This window comes from Bacteroides sp. 1_1_30, assembly GCF_020982715.1.
Taxonomy (GTDB): domain Bacteria; phylum Bacteroidota; class Bacteroidia; order Bacteroidales; family Bacteroidaceae; genus Bacteroides; species Bacteroides xylanisolvens.
Genome location: NZ_JAJKHN010000039.1, coordinates 12,855 through 28,566 on the forward strand (window position 1 = coordinate 12,855; position 15,712 = coordinate 28,566).

The following is a 15,712-nucleotide window of genomic DNA, read 5'->3' on the forward strand; positions in this document are numbered from 1 at the left end:
TTCTTAATTAACTGGTTCTATAGAATGGGTGTAATTTTCACCGGTAAAAATAACACGAACTTTTGTATTATTTCCTATGATTCCATCATTAAACTTCCATTTACGATCCCATTGACCTGCTTCTGCATTATCATTTGTTTCCATGATATAGAAATAGGATGGATCTGGGTTTGCTCCTGGTACTACGTCTGTGTCGTTTTTGGTGCCCCAAATCAATTCGCTATCGTCCGCATATACCATTAGGAGTTTGTAACGATTGTCATTATTACTAGGACTTATTGTACCTGTTCCCTCAAATACTCCATTTCCTATATAGGGTAAGTCAAGAAGGACATTTCGATCCCAGCAGTGCCATAGTCCCATTGATTTAATTTCTTTTGTAATGACTGATTTGTTGGAGAAATCTACCTTAACACGATAAATTCCGTCTTTTTCGACAGTGGTAATTCCGTCTCCACTTTTAATCTCTCCATCTTCTATATAGAAGAACTTTGCATCTGCTTCTTGAGAAGAAGCCATCTTATAAGTCTTTCCTCCTTGCAGCCGGGTGAATATTTCAAATATGCCTTCTCCCAGTTTATTGTATTGCACGGCTTTACTGATATCATTTCCCCCTTCACTGGCTTCACCTGTCAAGAATAAGTTTTTAGGAGTTGTTTCCGGTTCTTCAGGAGATACACCGTCTCCGAGAGATACAAAATGTGTATAGTTTGCTCCGTTGAATTTAACGGTGACTTTGGTCATGCTACCATCAAACTGATTGTCAAATTTCCATTTGTGATTCCATTGCGGTTCATTACCTTCATTGATTCCATATTCTTTGATAAAGTAATATGAATCTTCTTGACCAGCTCCGTTCGGAGATGAATCTACGTCATTCAATGTTCCCCAATACATATCTTTATCGCTGTAAGACATCAACAGTTTGTAACGTTGGTCTTTTCCCCAGCTTTCCTGTTTAAACGTTACTTTGCCTTCTCCTTCAAATATTCCGTTACCTTTGTAAGACAGCTCGAAAATAACCTTGTTGCTCGGGCAGAAAAATACTCCTACTGATTTTACTTCCTGAATAGAGACTGAAGCAATAGAGAAGTCCATAGTGATGCGATAGATTCCGTCTTTTTCTACTGTCGTTTCGCCTTCGCCTTCTACAATTCTATTTCCATCAATGTAGAAATAGTTTGCGTTGTCATTGGTTTTATCTACCAGCTTATAGCTTTTTCCTCCTTTCAAACGGGTAAAGATTTCAAATGTTTCCTGTTCGGGTGAGGAACAAGGTACTGCTTGACTGATATCACTTCCCCCTTCGGTTGCTTCACCGGTGAGAAATAATTGAGATGGAACCTCTGCAAATCCGAGCATACGGGTGATCGTCAGTTTATGTGAGACATTGCTCATTGCCGTGCTCAGACCGCGTGATGCGATGACCGTCCAGATAATTGTACCTGTCTCTCCACTGTTCAATCCTGCTGCTGCACCTATTTTATTCAGTGTTTTATGACTGATAGTCGCGTAATTGCGCGCCCCGTTGTTGTCAGACAATACTTTGTAAAGAGGATTAGAAAAGTTTCCCCCTTCTTTGTCGAAAACGATTTCGTAGAGCGGTGAGCCACTGTCTTCAGCTTTCGCTGCTTCCCATTCGAAGAATAGGGAAGCGGTAGCAGATGCTACTAGTTCTACACTTTTTCCGCTGATTGGTTCATAAAGTTGATTCACCGGGCTTACTGCCGTATCTCTGTATTCCATATCTTCCGTACATGAGAAGATGATTGCTAATGTAGTGAATAAGGCGACTACTTTTGTTATTTTTGTTTTCATATTAATTTCCTTTTAATAGGGTGATTAGTTAGAATATCCGGGATTGTTAGGGGCTAGATTCGGATTCAGGTTGATTTGGCTTTGAGGAACTGCCCATAAATAATCTCTGTTTTCGTCGAACTGACGTTTATCCAGTCGGATAGGATTACCGTTGTTGAAGTTTGCGCCATAAACATATCCTTCAAGGTATTCTTTTCCGGCTTTCCAGCGTTTGATATCATACCATCTCAATCCTTCGAGGGCTAGTTCGCAACGGCGTTCGTTACGGATGATTTGTCTCATTTCCGCTTCTGTCTTTTCGGTAGGATAAGCTTTTGCTTCTTCTGTGAATCCAGCTCTGTTTCGGAGTGGGAGTATGGTCTGATTCCAGATAGTAGCATCCATGTTTCCTTTCTCAAATTGAGCCTCTGCATACATTAACAAAATATCGGCATAACGTATGATGCTAAGATTTACCCCAGAATTCATATCACCTTTTGCTTGTGGGCTATAGTATTTGCGGGTGTAATATCCGGTAGCAGTTTTGTTACTTCCGGCTTCATACTTATCCACTGTGTTGGATTGCGGATTGATTTGAATGATAGTTCCTGTACTGCCGTCCGAAACATTCTTACTCCAGTCATAACCGTCATAAACAACAGTGGCGGTCAGCCGCAAATCGCGGTTGGCATACGGAGTACTTGGATTGTATAACGGGCTATTTTCATTGAATGCTTTGCCATCTACCATTAAATAACTGTCTACCAACGATTGTTGCGGAGCGCGGTTACAAAGACGTGCACCAACTGATAGCGGAGCCATATCTGACATCTCACCCCATGTCAGTAGGAAAGGAACGTATGCACGGTCTAGAATAATCTCCTGATTATATTCGTTGGTTTCTTCAAAAACACTACGATAAGTGGGGAGAAGGCTGTATGTGCCATATTCATTCTGTTTCTTTATCAGATTATCGCAATATTTGATAACGTTATCCCAGTCACTGTCCATTAGGTAGACTCTCGCCTGTAGAGCACTGACCGCTCCTTTGGTAATCTTGCCTTGTTCAGCATCTTGCAATTGGTCACGGGTGGGAAGTGCGTTTGCTATATCTTCTAATTCCTGATGGATGAAGCTGATGATGGTAGCACGTGGAGTACGGGCAATGGAGTTGGATTCATCAATTGTAATATCTTTGTCAAAGAATGGCACATCTCCATACAGATTAGTTAGCCGGAAATAGATAAAGGCACGGATAAAACGAATTTCGGCAATCATGCGTGCTTTGACAGCTACATTCATTCCCGGAACCAGATCTACTTTCTCCAGAAACACATGGCAGGTTTTGATACCACCGTATAGATCCTTCCATTCATTTTTAAAGAGTTCTAAAGAAGGAGTGCCCATACCTTTGCGAATGGCACGCGGGTCGGTTACATTTCTTCCGTCGAATACATTGTCACTCAGACTTTCGTCCTGCCACATTCTTCCGGCATTGTACATTTGGCTGTAGGCCATGTTAACTACGTATTGTGCTTTCTCTGTGGAGTTCCAGAAGCTGTTGTCCGTGAATTTGTTGGACGGGGTATTTTCCATATCGTTGCAACCGGTCATCAGCACGGAAGCAACCCCAGCCACTAAATAGAGAAGTTTATATCTTTTCATACTGTTGTTTGATTAAAATTCAATGTCTACACCAAATCCGAAATAACGCAGAGTAGGATACGAACGCCCACTATTGGCACCGCTTGTGCTCATTTTGGAATCAAATTCGGATGATTCCGGGTCTATAAACGAGTTGTTGCTGAATGTCAGTAAGTTCTGACCGTTTATATACAAGCGGGCTTTTTGCATTCCCAAATGTTTAGTCCATTCTTTGGGCAGGGTATAACCAATCGTGAGGTTTTTCAACCGCAAGTATTTACCGTCTAGCAAGAAGAGGTCGGAGCCGTTTCCATTGCCGTAGTTGTTTCTGTTGGAGTCAGAACCTGGCGCTGCTAATCTTGGCCAGCGGGCCTCGGTATTGGTTGGTGTCCAGAAATCCAGTTGATGTTTATAAATGGTATAAGAGTAGTTGGCGTGATATGGTTCTATCAATTCACCACGCAACATCATGTCACGTTTGCCTACTCCTTGCCAGAACATACTGAAATCGATCCCTTTCCAGTTCAGACCGTAGGTGAATCCGAAAGTATAACGTGGGAAGGCATTACCAAGAATAAACTTATCTTTTGAGTCGATGATACCGTCGTCATTTCGGTCTACAAATTTAATATCTCCGGGTTGTACCTTAGCTCCTACTGGTATGGCAGACGCTTCAATTTCATCGTAACTTTGGAAAAATCCTGCCATCTTATAGCCATAATAAGAGTTCAAGGGAACACCGACCCGGATGATACGGCTTAACTCTTCCACTTGGGTAATTTGTTCGTCTCCGGGGAATTCCAATACCTTGTTCCAAGAATCTCCCAAATTAAAGTTGAAATTGTGAGTAAACGCCCCAGTTTTCAATCGATAGTTGACAGATAGATCCCATCCCTGATTTTGCATCTTGCCGATATTTGCCATAGGCATTTCCGTACCGAATACGGAAGAAATCAGCGGTTTCATTAAGATGTCATTCGTTCTTTTATGGAAGTAATCGAAAGTGACAGTCAGACTGTTTTGTAGGAAAGAGGCATCGACACCGATATTGAATGTTTGGGTTTTTTCCCAAGTCAGATTTTCTAGTCCCAGTTTGAATCCGGCTCCCGATACCGTTTTGTTATTGTAGGCATAGCTGTTGTCATACACGTCATATACGGTAAAACGATCGTAAGTACCGATTGCTTGACTGCCCAAGATACCATAAGAGGCTCGTAACTTCAAGTCGCCTATCTTTTCTTTATAAAACTCCATGAAGGATTCTTCTGTAGGGCGCCACCCCAAGGAAACTGAGGGGAAAAAGCCCCAACGATAATCCTTGTGGAACTTAGAAGCTCCGTCGTAGCGAAAACTGAATTCTGCATAATATCTGTCGGCATACGAATAACCTGCACGTCCAAGGAAAGAGGTTATGCTGGTGCGGTTACTGTCGTCAACGGAAGTTTTTCCTGTGATGTTTCCCGGCTCACTGGTTGTTTCGTCAGTAGCAATACCTAAATCGGGGTCTACATACTTCTTTTCTATTTCGTTACTGCTTTGTGTGTATGACTCGTTGGTCAATCCTACTAGACCGTTGACCGTATGCTTGCCGAATGTTTTGTTGTAATCCAATAGCAGTTGAGTATTGATAAGATAGGCGTTACTGTTCCAGTTACTGGTTTTGTTGTTCTCTTTTTTGATTGGACGCGGTTCTGTGGCTTCTTCGCTACTATAATAAGCCACTGCATGATTCCTGGTAAAACGTGTGTCGTTCATGATGTCAGCACCGAACACTCCTTTCAATTTTAATCCGTCAATAATCTTCATTTCGGCGGAAACGTTTGTGTTGATGTAGTTATTACGGTATTTATTTCTTCCACCCGCTTCCAACTGTCCCAGTGGGTTGAACTCGGACAATATATCATTCAGTAGGTATCGTCCGTCTGCTGATTTCATTTTATAGTAATAGTAGGTCGGGGTGCGGGCGGCATCTACTTCCAGGCTTCCTCCGGTAGTGCTTACACTGTTGTTGCGGGCATAAGCAAGGATTCCGGTCAGTTTGAAGCGTCCGAGCTCAGTACTCAGACTTGTGCGGAAGTTGTAGCGTTGAACACCGAAAGAGTCGTTTCCTACATAGTTGCTTTCCTGATCGTAATAACCCATTGAAATCATGTAAGTAGAGTGTTCGCTACCTCCGGATACGCTTAGGTTATAATTCTGTTGCATGGCTGTTCGCATAATCTGGTCAAAGAACCAGCTCTCTTCATTCTGATGAGCGGCTAAATCGCGGATTTGGTCAGGAGTATACTTGGGAGCATTGCCTGCATTGGTTTCTGCAAGATTTCTCAGTGTTGCGTTTTGATAGCCTGCTACCGGAGAGAACAGGATGTCCGGATTTTCCCAACCTATCATGCCGCTCAAGCGGACTACCGGACGCTGGTTCTTTTTCCCTTTTTTGGTGGTCACCACTACTACACCGTTGGAAGAACGTGAACCGTAGATAGCGGCCGTTCCTGCATCTTTCAAAATAGAGATGTTTTCGATGTCCATCGGATTCAGCTTATTGAAGCTTTCACCGTCAGCTACCAGTCCGTCTATCACAAATAGAGGGCTATTGTCATTCAGCGTACTGATACCACGGATATTGAAATTCGTTTTGTTATCATTCGGGTTGTGGTTACGTTGCTGTATGATAACGTTCGGTGCTGCTCCTTGCAATGCCTGAGTCATGTTTGCCACCGGACGGTTTTCAATCATGTCGGCTTTTACTTGGTCTACCGCACCTACCGCACTTTTACGGGTTGTTGTGCCATATCCTACTACAATAACTTCATCGAGGACTTTCGTGTCTTCTTTCATGCTAATGGAAAGAGAACTCTTTCCGTTAACCGGAAACTCTAGAGTAGCATAGCCGATGTACGAAAAAACTAGTGTATCATTGGCGTCACATTGAATGGAGAAGTTGCCGTTGATGTCTGTAATTGTTCCGATTCCCGACTTGCCTTTTACACTTACGCTTACTCCGATGAGAGGTTCACCGGATGCATCTTTTACCGTTCCTTTTACGAGGGTATTCTTCGTTTGCGAAGTGCTCAATATGCTCGCCTGTCCGGCATTAATGTCGGGCGCCAGAATAAATAAAGAGGCTATAGCGAGACTGAAAAACAAAAGTTTATACTTTCTACAAGTCATACCTTGTTTTGATTTAAGGAATTAAATTAAATGATTAAAATTCTCTGATGCTAGTTTTGATTTTGAATGGAGAGTACTTTTAGGTCATACGTATTAGTGTTTAATGGTTAATATAAAATAGTGTCTTGACCGTTATGAAAATCAGACGTTGCAAATATGGGGGTGGTGCTGAGGAATGTATGTACGAATTTATGCCATTTATGTCTTTTCTTGATAAAATGGCAGGAATTGAGGAGGAAATGGCGGAAAATCGTGCAATTTATTATCTGTTTATTATTGGTGTAAGAAGTTTCTTTATTACTTTTGTATTAATGAACTGCATCCTTTGCTATTGAATGAAATACTTTGTTGCTTATGGGAAAAACATATCTTTCTCGATTTTTCTTTTTTCTCGTTATCGGTTGGTGGAGTCTGTTGGATGTTGAGGCTACAGCATATAGTTTGCGTCAGTTTTCCAGCAAAAACGGATTGTCTAATAGCGCCATTCTTTCTATTTGTCAGGATTGTGATGGATTGATCTGGATTGGTTCGTGTGATGGATTAAATGTGTTTGATGGGACTGAACTCCGTTTGTATAAGCCTGTTGATGTCCGGAACAATTTGTCAGGTAACTTGATTGATAATATAATGGAAGCGGAAGACCATGTTTTATGGATACAGACGAATTATGGACTCGACCGTTTCGATACTCATTTGCAGACTGTTCAGCGGTTTAAAGACTTTCAGGATATTAGCTGTATGGCAAAAACGCGGGAGAATGATGTCTTGGTCATTAAGGATGACGGTTATATTTATTATTTTGATCGGAAAGGACTTAAATTCCACCGTTTGAATGCAAAGCGGTTAGCTTTTGAGGATATACAGTATATATGTGTGGATAGTGCGAATGTTCTATGGATTTTTTCTTCTAGTGGTGATGTCCGTAGTTATGTTATTGAAAAGAAGGAAGATAGTATCCCGGAACTTATTCTTCAGTCGTTGTTTGAGCAGGAGGGAGAGTTGTTTTGGACATCAGGAGAAGGAGATTTGGTTTATTTTATTGACGGTGCTTATGATCTTTATGAGTATGATTTGCGTAGCCGGAATAAATATTTCATAGCTGATTTGAAAGAGGAGATAGCTCAGCGAGGGCAGGTCTCTTCTATTGTCAAGCAAAGAGATGATTATTATGTCGGTTTCAAAAGCAGTGGATTGATTTGCTTGAAATATCAGTCCGACAGTAAGGTTAAATATGTCATGCAATCAATCGGCATTGAATCCGGCATTTTCTGTCTGTTTAAAGATCGATTTCAGGATATTATTTGGGTGGGAACTGATGGACAGGGGGTATATATGTATTTCATCGACCATTTTTCTATTCGGAATACTTTATTGGATACTTCTGACTATCAAATTAACACTCCGGTGCGGGCTTTGTTTTTGGATGATGAACAAACGTTATGGGTAGGGACTAAAGGAGATGGAATTTTGCGTATGCTCCGTTATGCTCCAGATACGGGAGGAAAGTTTGATGTGGAACGGTTGCATACAGGGAATAGTTCGTTGACGGATAATTCCGTTTACTGTTTTGCTCCTAGTTGTTGGAATCGACTGTGGATAGGAACGGAGCATGGGATGAACTATTATTCTTATCGGGAGAGAAAAGTAAAAGAGTTTCCTGTTATGGTTGACGGTAAGACGTTGAGATATGTGCACTCTATATGTGAATTGAATGACAGTACGATTTGGGTGGCTACTGTAGGTGAGGGAATTGTGAAAATTGTACTGAACGTTTCTGATGGAGAACCTAAAGTTATGTTTACCCGAAGAATTGTGTTAGATGGAGGGAGAAGAGCTTCTAATTACTTTTTTACGTCTCATCAGGAAAATGATTCCATTCTATGGTTTGGTAATCGTGGTTATGGTGCTTACCGGATGAATGTGAAGACGGAGGTGATGATGCCATTTCGTTTTGACCAGGAAGTCAGTAACCAGGCTGTAAATGATATTTTTGCCATTCTTTCAAATAAAAAAGGCTATTGGTTGGGTACTAGTTTTGGGTTGACACACATGCAGTCGCCCGGTAATTATCGGGTATATAATGAGGCAGATGGATTCCCCAATAATACGGTTCACGGCATTTTGGAAGATGGCGAACATAATCTTTGGCTAAGTACCAATCAAGGGGTGGTACGGTTTAATATTGAGGCAAATACTGTCCAGGCTTATAATCGGCAGAATAATCTGGAAGTCACAGAGTTCAGTGATGGTGCTTTCTTTAAGGACGAGCGTACAGGGACTCTCTTCTTCGGTGGAACAAACGGATTTATTACTATCAATGAAAACGATCTTACGGCTATGGAATATATGCCGAAATTGCAGTTTTACCGTCTATCTATCTTTGGAAAAGAATATAATATTTATCATTTTTTGCGGCAAGATAAAGATGTGGAAGTATTGGAACTGGATTATAGCCAGAATTTTTTCAATTTATCTTTTGTAGCTGTCGATTATATCAATGGTAATAATTATACTTATTCTTATATGATAGACGGACTAAGCAATAATTGGATAGAGAACGGCTCTTCTACAACGGCTGTTTTCTCCAATCTTCCACCCGGTCAATACACTCTTTGGGTGAAATGCCGGAGTAATATTATGGGTAAAGAAAGCAAGCCGTACTCTTTGGTCATTCGTATTGCTCCTCCTTGGTATATGACACAATTAGCTTATTGGGGATATTTCTTGCTGTTTCTTCTTTTGCTTTGGGGGCTTGTTTATATGGCTATTCGTCGCTATCGTCGGAAACGGGATATTATTATTGAGAAACTGAACCGACAAAAACGAGATGAAATTTATGAATCTAAATTAAGGTTCTTTACAAATATCACACATGAATTTTGTACGCCTCTTACTTTAATATCAGGACCTTGTGAGAAGATTCTGTCTTATGCCGGAACAGATGGATATATCCGTAAATATGCTGATTTGGTTCAACAGAATGCACAGAAACTGAATTCGCTGATTCAAGAATTGATAGAATTTCGTCGGTTAGAAACAGGGCATAAGGTATTGGATATACAAGAGGTAGCTGTGGATGAGCATACTCGGGGCATTGCCGAATCTTTTGGTGAATGGGTGGAAAGTAGAAAGGTGGATTATCAACTAAATATTGAGGAGGGAGATCGCTGGAATACAGATGTGAGTTGCTTGAGTAAAATTGTCAATAATTTGATATCGAATGCCTTCAAATATACCTCCGATGGCGGTAAGATAACTGTGGAGCAATGTATTGAAGGAGAAAGGCTTTGTATCCGTGTATCCAATTCAGGTAAGGGAATTAAGAAGGAGAATCTGGATAAGATATTCGACCGCTATAAGATTCTGGATGATTTTGAAACGCAGAATAAGAACGAAGCTTTCCCGAGAAATGGCTTGGGACTGGCTATTTGTCATAGTATGGTGAATCTGCTTGCTGGAGAGATTCGCGTGATGAGCATACCGGAAGAGGTGACGACTTTTGAGGTTGTTTTGCCGATGTTGACTGTCACTGATGCGAAATCAGGAGAATTGAAGGAACTGAAGAAGCAAGTAATGCCAATTAGCGATAAACCAGTAGAGCAGAAGAAGGATATTGTTGCAGATTATGACGCTTCTAGGCAGACTATAATGATTATTGATGATGATCCTTCTATGTTGTGGTTTGTGACAGAAATTTTTGCGGGTAAATATAATGTGCAGCCGTTTAATAGTGCTCAGGAGGCGTTGGAACAGCTGAAACTGAAACAACCGGACTTGATTTTATCGGATGTGATGATGCCGGATATGGATGGACGGGCATTTGCGAAGATTGTGAAGGAAGATAAATTGTTGAGTCATATTCCGCTAGTATTGCTCTCGGCACTTAATTATATTGATGAGCAAGTGAAAGGAATCGAATCGGGTGCGGAGGCATACGTTACAAAACCTTTTAATGTCGAATATCTAGAGAAGATTGTAGAAAGGCAGATTAGGCGTAAAGAGGATATGAAAGAGTATTATAGCTCTATTTATAGTGCTTTTAAACTGGAAGACGGGCATCTTTTGCATAAAGAAGACAAGTCGTTCTTTGAGAAAATGATGCGAGTGATAGATGAATATGTGGAGAATCCGGAGCTTTCGGTAGAGTTGTTGAGCGCTTCATTAGGGTGTAGCACTCGTCAGTTTTATCGGAAATTGAAGAATGTAACGGATAAAACTCCGGCTGACATTATCAAAGAGTATCGTCTGACGGTAGCGGAACGCCTGTTGCTTACTACAAATCTTACAGTAGAGGAGATTATGAATAAGGCGGGTTATACGAATAGAGGTACTTTCTATAAAGTGTTTTCTCAAAAGTTCGGAATGCCTCCGCGGCAGTATAGAGAGATGAAAAAAAAAGATTTGAAAGAGAAGGACTTTCATTAGTATAATTGAGTGGGGGTGTGTCAAGGGTTTGAATAGTTTATCATTTTGACACACCCTCAATTTCTCGGAAGATTAAAGTTGCTTTTTGGGCTTTCTTCTCGCCCATCCTTCTTCACTAAAGTCGGGTTCTTTATCTTTGAAAAATTCCTGCCAGTTATCTTTCCTTTTCGGTCCGCGGGCATCCGAATATCCCCGCTCTGCACGGCTTGGTTTTTCCTTCTTGCTGGATTTTGAACCTTTGGCAGAAGCATCCTTAGATTTTCTGTCTTTATTTTCATAGCGTGGAGCGCGCTCTTCGTTTTTACCGGATCTTTTACCGCCTTTGCGTTCACCCGAACCGTTTTCGTGTCCTTTTCCACCTTCTTCACTGGAGACTTCTACAACAACTTTACGACCATTCCATTTGGCACGGTTTAGAGCTTTTAGAACATTGACGGTTTCTTTTTCAGGTACTTCGAAGAAAGAGAAGTTCTGCATCAGGTCAATGCGTCCCAACTCGATACGTCCGCGTGTATTACTGTTCAATAAGCCGATAAGATCACTGGGGAAGAAACTGTCTGTTTTACCCAGATTGATGAATAGGCGGTTGAAGCCTGGAGCAGCTTTCCGACTTCTCTTTTCGAAACCATTTTCTTTGCGGTCACTTTTTCTGGCACGTTCACTACGGCTTTCAATTGTTGGTTGTTCTATTCCCGGGCGGTGGCGGTAATATTCTGCGAAACGGTTGAATTCGTGCGAAACCACTCGTTTTATCAGGTCTTCCTTGCTCAACCATTCTAGTTTACGATAGATTTCCGGCATGAAGCCTGCGATTTCTTCTTCATTTACTTTTACTTTTTCAAGGTCGTCAATAACCTTAATCAACTGCTTTTGGCAAATGCCTGCCGCAGTCGGCATCTCTCCGGTAATGAATTTCTTGCCGATAATTCGTTCTATTTCTCTTAACTTTCCCTTCTCGCGGAGATTGATGATAGCGATAGAAGTACCGGTTTTTCCGGCACGTCCTGTACGTCCGCTGCGGTGAGTGTAGCTTTCTGTATCATCAGGCAAGCCGTAGTTGATGACGTGAGTCAAATCGTCCACATCCAGACCACGGGCTGCTACATCCGTAGCAACAAGCAGCTGCAGATTACAAATACGGAACTTTTGCATGACAGTGTCTCGTTGTGCTTGTGAAAGTTCGCCATGCAGCGAGTCGGCATTATAGCCTTCTTGCATTAATTTGTCAGCAATTTCCTGTGTTTCCTTGCGGGTACGGCAGAAAATAATACCGTATATTTGCGGGTAATAGTCGACAATGCGTTTTAAAGCCTCGTATTTATCTTTCGCTTGTACGGTATAAACTACGTGTTTAACGTTGTTGGTACTTTCGTTCTTACGGCCAATAGTAATTTCTTTCGCGTTACGTAAATAGTTCTTGGAGATACGTGCAATTTCCGGGCTCATAGTAGCGGAGAAAAGCAGTGTGTTACGTTCTTGCGGTACATCAGCCAGAATAGCGTTAATGCTATCTGTAAATCCCATGTTCAGCATCTCGTCTGCTTCGTCCATTACAACGTTGCGGATGGTGGATAGGGAAACGGTCTTGCGTTCCATCAAGTCCAGCAAACGTCCAGGAGTGGCTACGATGATATGTACGCCTCGTTTCAGGCTGCGTATCTGGCTGTCAATGGAAGAACCTCCATATACAGGCAGTACTTTTAGTCCATCAATGTATTTGGAATAGTCGTTCAAATCTCCTGCTATTTGGAGACAAAGCTCACGGGTAGGGCAGAGGATAAGTGATTGTGGGATTCTGTTCTTTACGTCAATTTGTTGGAGCAGAGGCAAACCGAATGCGGCTGTTTTACCTGTTCCTGTCTGTGCAAGAGCTACTACATCATTATTTTCTCCTAAAAGGTACGGAATCACTTCCTCTTGTACCGGCATGGGATTCTCGTATCCCATTTCTTCAATTGCTCTACGTATCTCCGGAGAAACACCAAGCTCTTCAAATGTCTTCATTAAATCTCTGTATATCTTTTATTTCGGCTGCAAAGATAGTTAATTTAGTTGATAATGAATGGTTGATAACGGATAATTATTGTAGACGTCATCATATTTATGGATCAGTCTGAAAATTGGGGGATTTGATTCAGAGCAATCATATTCTTAACAAAATAGATTCATTCCGGTGTGAAAATGAACTAAACTGTGCAGTTCTGACTCATTCGATAGCGGAATACTGCGTAACTTACCTCTTTTTTTATAAATAAAGTATCATCAATGCCACTATAAGATTATTGCCATTCATCGCTTTCACCTGATTCTTGAAATGCCGATGAATAAGGCTATAGCGGGTGAAAGCGAGGGGTGAAATCAGGTGAAACAGAACATTATCGGTTTCACCTTGGCTTTTCAAAATATCCTTTGAGCTAAAACCAATATCATTATAGCTAATCCGGATATCATTATAGCTAATGAAAATATGCTTATAGCAAATCCATTGTCAGGTATTAATAGATGAACTGTCAGATGTTAATAGCTTAGTTGTCAGGTGTTAATACCTTGGTTCTCATCTGTTAATACTTGAATTGGTACATCTGTAGATTCAACAGATTGGATCTATATACTCACCGTATTGCATCTATATGTCCATCACGGTGGCTATATATATTCATCACGGTGGCTATATATATTCATCACGGTGGCTATATATGTCCATCACGATGGCTATATATGTCCAGCAATCGGTATAAATAAATTCAAAAGGTGAAAGCGATAATGGAAGCCTTCACCTGTTTTTTTCCTACGCTTTCACCCGCTATCTCCTTATTCATCGATGTTTCAGTTATAAGGTGAAACGGGTGAAACTTATGAATCCAAAGTTCATGTTATACTTATGCAAATCAGTAATTGAAAACAAAATCTCATTCATTCCAATATAGAATTGAATTAAATTTTAAGGATGTGATTGCACTGAATCAAATCCCCAAGAATTACAACTGAGCCATATTTATCCTTTATCAACAATCAATTATCTGTTAATAAAATGCTGCGCAACTGTTCTATGTCTTCCATAAAGAGTCCGATTCCTCTTTTCAGATACGTTTGTATACTCCTATATAGTTGTTGAGCGAATGATATAAAGCTCTGTGTCCTTTTGTGCATTATGGTAAATTTTACCTGTATTTCTTAGCAAACTCCACGGATACTGAATTACTGAAACTTCCGCAAACCTCGGCTGCGAAGTCTTTTCCACATTGGATTATTTTATCCCATATATCTTCATTCAAGTTATTTAGGTCGCGGTATCGAACATCATATTTGAGTAATCCATAAATGAGTCCTGCATTAAAATTGTCGCCGGCCCCAATGGTGCTGACTGCCTGTAACGGTTCTACCGGATAATCTTTGTTGACCAGATTGGTGCGCAACGCTACTTTTTCTCCACCTGCAGTACAGATGAATCGTGGGCAATAGAATTTGATTTTATCCTTGTATATCTTGTCTACGTCCTGTATGTTGTACATATAGAGGAAATCCTCCAATGAACCGCGTACAATATCCGCATATTCAAGATTCTCAATAATGGTTGGAGCCAGTTTGATGGCTTCGTTCTTATGAGAAGAGCGGAAATTCGGGTCGTAATAGATGATGGCTTTCTTTTCCCGTGCCTGATCGAGTAATTCGAGAATCTTTTCCCGCAGTACCGGATTCAGTGCATAATACGACCCCACCATCACAATGTCATCTTCCTCTAATTTAGGGAATAGGACGTCTAGACGTTGCTTGGGATAGTTCTTGTAAAATATATATTCTGCATCGCTTTGCTCGTTGAGAAAAGCCAGAGATACTGGTGATTTACCGTCCGGGAATACGTTGACATGATCGGTTGGAATATTATTCTCACGCATAAACTGCAGGATAATATTGCCTACACGGTCATTTCCGGTTTCACTGATGAAACCGACGTTTACTCCCATTCGTCCCAATGAGACGATGCCATTGAATACAGAGCCTCCCGGTACGGCTGCGGAAGGCTGGTCACCTCGAAAGATGATATCGAGGATTGTCTCTCCGATACCGATTACTTTTCGCATAGTGATCTTGATTTTTCTCCCAGATAACCACCATGATGGCGTTTTGAATATTCGGCGATCGTAAATCCGGTTTCTTTCATGGTTTGTACCACCAATATATCTCCGATCACTGTCATGGCAGTGGTAGAGGTAGTAGGAGTCATGCCTAACACACAGACTTCAGCCGGCTTACCGGTACTAAGACAAACATCCGACTCTTTTGCCAACGGACTGTCCGGATTACCAGTAATAACAATAAACTTCAAATCCGGATCCAGATTATGAGCCAGACGGGTTAATTCCACAATTTCCCGTGTCTTGCCCGAGTTGGAGATCAACAGGAGTAAATCATTTTTTTGTAAAATACCCAAATCACCGTGTTGCGCCTCGCTGGGATGCAGAAAGACAGATGGAATACCGGTGGAACAAAAAGTTGTAGCAATGTTCATGGCAATCTGTCCGGCTTTTCCCATACCGGAAGTTACCAGTTTTCCCTTTTTCTGATGTATTTGTTCTACAATCAGTTTTACTGCTTTTTCATAAGCGTCTGTTATTGGGATGTTGAGCACAGCTTGTGCTTCCTGTTGCAAAAGTTGTTTGATGGAGTCTATCAT

At 41.2% G+C, this 15,712-nt stretch carries 8 protein-coding genes; 2 read left to right on the plus strand and 6 right to left on the minus strand.

The window, feature by feature from the left end; genetic code table 11:
* Positions 1-3: 3 nt before the first annotated feature.
* From LPH68_RS13070 to LPH68_RS13080, 3 genes are read right to left on the minus strand one after another with little or no spacing between them, the layout of a single operon-like run.
* Entirely contained in the window at positions 4-1,818 is a 1,815-nt protein-coding gene (locus LPH68_RS13070) for a SusE domain-containing protein (RefSeq protein WP_004317655.1), read from the minus strand.
* Between the two features lie 24 nt (positions 1,819-1,842).
* Positions 1,843-3,462 (minus strand): RagB/SusD family nutrient uptake outer membrane protein, encoded by a 1,620-nt coding sequence (locus LPH68_RS13075; protein WP_004317653.1) that lies wholly within the window; start codon positions 3,460-3,462, stop codon positions 1,843-1,845.
* Between the two features lie 12 nt (positions 3,463-3,474).
* Positions 3,475-6,612, minus strand: a complete 3,138-nt coding sequence (locus LPH68_RS13080; protein ID WP_008015620.1) for a TonB-dependent receptor — start codon at positions 6,610-6,612, stop codon at positions 3,475-3,477.
* A 134-nt stretch (positions 6,613-6,746) separates the two neighbouring features.
* Here LPH68_RS13080 and LPH68_RS13085 point away from each other — a divergent pair, with 134 nt between their 5' ends.
* Complete coding sequence (locus tag LPH68_RS13085) at positions 6,747-6,947, plus strand: hypothetical protein (protein WP_008641668.1); 201 nt, start codon at positions 6,747-6,749, stop codon at positions 6,945-6,947.
* A 19-nt stretch (positions 6,948-6,966) separates the two neighbouring features.
* A complete protein-coding gene (locus LPH68_RS13090; RefSeq protein ID WP_004313809.1) occupies positions 6,967-11,037 on the plus strand; it encodes a two-component regulator propeller domain-containing protein in 4,071 nt (1,356 codons plus the stop codon).
* A 72-nt stretch (positions 11,038-11,109) separates the two neighbouring features.
* On the opposite strand, the gene LPH68_RS13095 is transcribed toward LPH68_RS13090, so the two are convergent.
* The 3 genes from LPH68_RS13095 to LPH68_RS13105 all read right to left on the minus strand — a co-directional run bounded on the left by LPH68_RS13095 (position 11,110) and on the right by LPH68_RS13105 (position 15,712).
* Positions 11,110-13,041, minus strand: a complete 1,932-nt coding sequence (locus tag LPH68_RS13095; protein WP_151923267.1) for a DEAD/DEAH box helicase — start codon at positions 13,039-13,041, stop codon at positions 11,110-11,112.
* A gap of 1,157 nt (positions 13,042-14,198) precedes the next feature.
* The gene (locus LPH68_RS13100) at positions 14,199-15,119 is read right to left on the minus strand and encodes a carbohydrate kinase (protein WP_009040952.1); all 921 of its coding nucleotides are present in this window, start codon (positions 15,117-15,119) and stop codon (positions 14,199-14,201) included.
* Positions 15,107-15,712, minus strand: coding sequence for an SIS domain-containing protein (locus tag LPH68_RS13105; protein WP_004313812.1), 606 nt, complete (start codon positions 15,710-15,712; stop codon positions 15,107-15,109). Before LPH68_RS13105 ends, LPH68_RS13100 begins: the two co-directional genes overlap by 13 nt.